General features: G+C 61.3%; 4 protein-coding genes. 2 read left to right on the forward strand and 2 right to left on the reverse strand.

Features of this window, described 5'->3' with window-relative positions; all coding sequences use genetic code 11:
* Positions 1 to 7: 7 nt before the first annotated feature.
* The gene (gene zipA, locus G113_RS07905) at positions 8 to 1,138 is read right to left on the reverse strand and encodes a cell division protein ZipA (RefSeq protein WP_005898350.1); all 1,131 of its coding nucleotides are present in this window, start codon (positions 1,136 to 1,138) and stop codon (positions 8 to 10) included.
* A 15-nt stretch (positions 1,139 to 1,153) separates the two neighbouring features.
* A complete protein-coding gene (locus G113_RS07910; RefSeq protein ID WP_005898352.1) occupies positions 1,154 to 4,525 on the reverse strand; it encodes an AAA family ATPase in 3,372 nt (1,123 codons plus the stop codon).
* Positions 4,526 to 4,632: 107 nt separating this feature from the next.
* Here G113_RS07910 and cysZ point away from each other — a divergent pair, with 107 nt between their 5' ends.
* The gene (cysZ, locus tag G113_RS07915) at positions 4,633 to 5,397 is read left to right on the forward strand and encodes a sulfate transporter CysZ (RefSeq protein WP_005898354.1); all 765 of its coding nucleotides are present in this window, start codon (positions 4,633 to 4,635) and stop codon (positions 5,395 to 5,397) included.
* Between the two features lie 135 nt (positions 5,398 to 5,532).
* Positions 5,533 to 6,136: trimeric intracellular cation channel family protein (locus G113_RS07920; protein ID WP_040319024.1), on the forward strand; the 604-nt coding region annotated here is incomplete at its 3' end.

Below are 6,136 nucleotides of genomic sequence, written 5' to 3' on the forward strand. Positions count from 1 at the left end.
GGGACTCTCAGTCGCGGCTGGCCTCGAAGGCAGCCAATTCACGGCGATACCGGTCGATAGTCTCATCGCTGAGCGGGCTGCGCTCCATGTCGGTCAGCATGGCATCCAGATCGCTTGCCAGCTGATCGGCGGCTTGCAACAGGTGTTCGAAGGCGAAGGCCACATTGCTGCGCAAGGGCAGCTGCATGAACAGGGAGACCCCAGGCGTATTGAACTGCTCCATACGGTACGGATTGAAGGTACCTGGCTTGACCATATTGATCATGGAGAACAGCACTTCACCGTGCCCATCGAGCCCTTCGTGGCGGTGGAAGATATCCATTTCGCCGAACTTGAATGCCAGGGATTGCAGGGAGGCCAACAAGGCAGCCCCTTGCAGCTCCTGACCGGGGCGAGCCATCAGGTTGATCACATAGACATCCTGCCAAATCTTTTCGACGGGGGCGCGATCCTGCTCTGGCTCGTCATAGACGGGGGCGTAGACAGGTGCCTGCACGGGAGCGACCCTTGCCTCGGCGCGGGGCTGCACTCTCGCCTCTGCCCTTGGCTCAAACTGGGGCTCATCAAACTGCGGTTCGACATGCTTTGGCGCCTGACGGGGTTCGGCACGCACGGTCTGTTCCCCAAAGCTGAGGCCACTGGTGTAGGCCGGCTCGGGCTGAGGTTCGTCGTCAAACGGCTGCAACGCGGGTTCGTGCTGGGGACGAGAGCGATAGACAGGGGTGCGGCGATTGACCTGGGCGGGCTTGCGCACAGGCTCCGCAGGCGCTGGCTCCTCGTAGATCTCCTCCTCCTCGTCATAGACAGGAGGCGGCGCGACGGGACGGGCGACCGGTTTGCGCGGGGCTGGCGGCGGCAACTCGTCCTCATCATCATCGAGGTAGTCATGGCTAGGCGCGGCTTCGGGCTGCAGCTTGGGCTCAGCACGGCGGCCAGCACTGACCACGCGAACCTGGCCAACGCCGTCGCTATCGAAGGCATCGCTATCACGATCCCGTGCTTTGGTGTCCATCCGGTTCAAGGGTTTCTCCTTGATCGGGGACTGACGATTCTTCCTGTTGCTCCACAACCCGTGAATGAGCAATGCCGCTATGGCAATCCCGCCCAAGGCGACCAAGATGTAACGCAATTCCTGCATTAGCTGCTTCTCTTTCTAGTTTTGCTCAGCCAAAGCGACGGCTTCACCGATATCAACCGAGACAATGCGTGAGACACCAGGCTCTTGCATCGTTACGCCGATCAGTTGTTCAGCCATCTCCATGGAGACCTTGTTATGACTGATGTAAACGAACTGTACTGTGCTCGACATCTCTTTGACAAGAGAACAGAAGCGACCGACGTTCACTTCATCGAGCGGTGCATCCACCTCATCCAGCAAACAGAAAGGCGCTGGATTGAGTCTGAAGATGGCAAAAACCAGCGCCAGCGCGGTCAAGGCCTTCTCCCCCCCGGAAAGCAGGGCAATGGTAGCATTCTTCTTACCCGGAGGTCTTGCCATGATACTCACCCCGGCCTCTAAAAGATCGTCGGATGTGAGCTCCAGCCAGGCGCTCCCGCCCCCAAACACCTTGGGGAACAGGGATTTTAAATCTTCATTGACCTTATCGAAAGTGTCACGGAAGCGTATTTGTGTCTCTTTATCAATTCTTTTAATGGCTTGGCCCAAGGTTTCCAAGGCTTGCTCGAGATCCTGGCACTGATTTTCCAGGTAGCTGGCCCGGGTTTTCGCCTCCTCATATTCCGCCAGTGCCGCCAGATTGATGGCACCAAGTGCAGCCACCTGACTCTCCAGAGTCTGGATCTCCTGGCGCAGGGCCGTGCGATTGGCGGCGATCAGCACCGCCTGGTCGAGATCGATCAGCCGCACCCCCAACTCCTCGAATTGCTCATGCAGCCCCTGACGACGGGTCAGGTTGCGTTCACGCTCGAGGCGCAGCTGGGCCAACTGCTCTTGCAGCGTCACCAGCACGTTGCGATCCGCTGCCCGGGTCAGCTCCAGCTCGGCCAACGTCTGATCAAGCTCGGCGATGCGTTGATGGCAGGCCAGTTGCGCCGTCTCCAGACTGCGCTGTTCATTGAGCAGGGGCGACAGATCCTGACCCACTGTCTGTTGCGGGGCCTTGAGCTGCGCCAATTCCAAGCCGAGCCTTGCCAGCTCTTGCTCGCGCAGCGCAATGATCTGCTGCTGATTCTGACGTGCCAGCTGCAAGCGTTGGCTGCTCGCCAGTTGCTGCTCGCGGCGCCCCCGCGCAGCCTCCAGCTCCTGCTCTGCTCGCCGTCCCAGCTCCTCTGCCAGTTGCCGCGCTTCACGCTCAGCCTCTCCTTGCGCCAGATGCTCCTGCAACTGGGCATCAATCAACTCAAACTCCCGGGCAAGCGCTTCGCTTCGACTGGACTCAGATGCCTGCTCGGCATCGAGGCGGCGCAGCTCCTCACCAAGCTGGCCCAGGCGCAGTAACCGCTCCTGGCGCTGCCCCTGCTGCTGACTCCAGGCTTCGCGCTGGCGCTGCCAGTTCAGCTCCTGCTCGGCCAGCATCCGGCTTTGCGCTTCATGGGATGCCTGCTGTTGCACTCGCAGTCTATCGGCCTCTTGCAGGGCACTGATCAGCCTGCGGCGCTCACCATCGGCCTGGCTGCGTTCCTGGTGCAATCGTTCCCACTCCCCTTGCAGAGCCAGGGGACCCAGAGCACCATCCTGACCCAAATCGGCCCAGTTGCGCCCGAGCCAGTCTCCTGCGGGGGTGAGCACAGACTCCGCCGCCGCCAGCTGTGTTTGCTGCTGATGGGCCGCCGCCAAATCCTGCGCCAGCCAGATGCCATTGAGAAATGCCGGGATATGCGTCCCCGCCACTTCAGCCCCCAGCGTGCCTGGCACAGCGGGTTCCGCCGGGCCAATCCAGAGCCCTTCATGACCCTCGGGGCAAGTATCGGCCGCGCTGGCCGTGATCCAGCGACCCAGTACCTTGTCCAGGGCCTGGGCCCAGGTTGACGAAACCTGCAAGCCATCGGCCAATTTGTCGCCGCCCAGTTGCGGACCCAGGATCTGATCCAGGGTGGTGAGCCGGGCATCGAGCTCGCGCAGCAGACTGGTCTGTTGCTGCTGCCGTTCATTGAGCCTCTGATGATGGGCACTGCTCGCGCGGACTAACTCGGCCAGCTCCCCGTTCTTGGCGCGGGTCAGCTCGAGCTCGCGGCCCAGAGCCTCCAGTGCGGGTTGCAAGTCCGGTTGACCGGCCAGGGGATCCCCTTGCTCCTCCTCGAGCTTGAGGCGAGCAAGCCGGGTCTTGGCCTGCAGCTCCTGCAGACCATTTTGCTGAGTGCGAGTCTGATTGAGGTTGGATTGCAGCTGAGCCTGTTGCTGCAACCATTGCTGTTGCCGCGCCCGGGCGCCCTCCAGGGCTTCGCTTGCAGCCAAGCGCCGCACCTGCTGCTCCTCAAATAACTGCTCACATTGCTCGAGCCGGGCCTCCTCCTGCTCGGCCGTCAGCGCCTGGGTGGCCTGTTCGGTCAAGAGTTCGGCCAGTTGCCCCTTGAGCCCTTCGATGCGCTCGGTCAGTGCGATGCTGCGCGTCTGCCAGTCACGCCCCAGCTCATCGCGATGAAGTTGCTGCTGCTCGAGACGTGCGATGGCCTGCCCTCCGAGGAAGAGCTGCTGCTGGCGCGCCGTCTGCTCGGCCTGGGCCTCCTGGCGGGCCACCGACAGGCTGATGTGGTGGCTATCGTCCTGGCTGCGCTTGGCATCGAGGGCGGCAATGGCAAGGTCCACCTTGGCCAGCTCCTCCTTGGCCTGGGCCAAGCGGGTCTCTAGCGCCCACAGCTCGGAGCCAATCAGTTCGGCGCGGGCGGCGCGCGAGCGGCTCTTGAGCTGGGTGTAGTGTTCGGCGGTCTGTGCCTGGGCTCGCAGATGGTCGAGCCTGCTGCCCAGCTCGCTGCGAATGTCGCCGAGCCGTTCCAGGTTCTCCTGGGTATGACGAATGCGCAGTTCGGTCTCCCGGCGCCGCTCCTTGTAGCGAGAGACCCCTGCGGCCTCCTCCATGAACAGCTTGAGATCTGCCGGGCGCGACTCCACCAGGCGACTGACGGTACCCTGCTCTATGATGGCGTAGCTGCGCGGGCCAAGGCCCGTGCCGAGGAAGAGATCGGTGACATCCTTGCGCCGACATTTCTGGCCATTGATTTCGTAATGGTTGCTGCCATCTCGCAGCACCTCGCGGCGCACCGAGATTTCGCTGAAACGGCCAAACTCACCTGGCACTCTGTTGTGGGGATTGTCGAACACCAGTTCGACCGAGGCGCGGCCATGGGGGCTGCGATTGAGAGAGCCATTGAAGATGACGTCTGTCATGTTCTCGCCGCGCAGATGGCGGGCCGAGCTCTCCCCCAGCACCCAGCGCACGGCGTCTATCACATTGGATTTGCCGCAGCCGTTGGGACCCACTATGGCGGTCATGTCAGCACTGAGCACTATCTTGGTCGGCTCGACAAACGACTTGAAGCCGGCGAGCTTGATCAATTTCAGACGCATGTAGGCCTATATCCGGACTAAATAGTGGGGCGGCGGGTCGATGACTTTACCAAATCAATGGCTTGTTTGTAATATGCAGGCTGTTCCCTGTCATGGATGGAGCTCATATGAGCCAATCACGCCCCCTAGTCAAAGACTCAATCAGCGGTGCAGACTACTTCCTGCGCGGTTTCTCGCTGATCCGTCAACCGGGTATCCGCACCTTCGTGCTGATCCCGCTGCTGGTCAACTTCCTGCTGTTTTCCGGTGCCTTCTACGCCCTGCTGCTGCAGCTCGATGGCCTGTTCGCCTGGTTGCACCAGCAGATCCCCTCCTGGCTATCCTGGCTCGATTACCTGCTCTGGCCCATCGCCCTGCTGACCATACTGGTGGTCTTCTCCTTCCTGTTCAGCTCGGTAGCAAACTGGGTGGCCGCTCCCTTCAACGGCCTGCTGGCCGAGAAGGTAGAGCAGCAGCTCACCGGCCAGACCAGCGCCGAAACTGGCATGCTCGACGTCGTCCGGGATGTGCCGCGCACTTTTGGCCGCGAATGGACCAAGCTGAAATATTACCTGCCCAAGGCGATTGGCTGCCTGATCCTGTTCCTGATCCCGGTCGTGGGCCAGACCCTGGCCCCGCTGATCTGGTTCCTGTTCAGCGCCTGGATGATGGCCATCCAGTATGTGGACTACCCCTTTGACAACCACAAGATAGACTTCGTCACCATGCGCGATGCCCTCAAGCAGCGCCGTGGCAAGTGCCTGAGTTTCGGCGCCCTGGTGACCCTCTTCTCCGCCATTCCCGTGGTGAACCTGTTCGTGATGCCGGTGGCCATCTGTGGCGCCACCGCCATGTGGGTCGATCAGTACCGGGATGAGCAGATCAGAGATTAAGAGGATAGTTTCATAAGTAAAAGAGGGGGCGACAGCCCCCTTTTCATTACTTAATCTAATGTGAATATGAGAGTGCTTGTAGGGCTGGCAAAGGCTTGTTAGGATGCGGACCTTTCTCGAACCCGGGTATTTCTTATGTTACATGCACTCTTCTTGCTCGGCCTGGTCGCCGAAGGAATGACGGGCGCGCTGGCGGCGGGCCGTAGGCGAATGGACCTGTTTGGCGTCGTCATCATAGCGTCGGCGACGGCCATCGGCGGCGGTACCATACGAGACGTGCTGCTGGGACATTATCCCCTGCTCTGGGTCGAGCATCCCCTCTACGTGGTGCTGGTCGCTGGCGCCGCCCTGGTCAGCGTCATCTGCGCCCCCTTGATGCGCTACCTCGGCAAGCTGTTCATGGCCCTCGATGCCCTGGGACTGGTGGTCTTCTCCATCTTTGGCGCAGCAAGGGCGCTGGAGATGGGCCATGGCGCAGGTATCGCCTGCATCATGGCCGTGGTCACCGGGGTCTTCGGCGGTGTGCTGCGCGATTTGCTGTGCCAGCGTATCCCGCTGGTGTTTCGCCGTGAGCTCTATGCCGGCGTCTCCCTCATCACGGCCGGGCTTTACTGCCTGGCTCTTGCACAGGGTCTGCCTAATGATTGGGCGGCATTCGGCGCCATTGGTATTGGCTTCGTGCTGCGGCTGCTCGCGGTTCGCTTCAAATGGGGACTGCCCACCTTCAACTACCAGTATG

This window comes from Aeromonas molluscorum 848, assembly GCF_000388115.1.
Taxonomy (GTDB): Bacteria; Pseudomonadota; Gammaproteobacteria; order Enterobacterales; family Aeromonadaceae; genus Aeromonas; species Aeromonas molluscorum.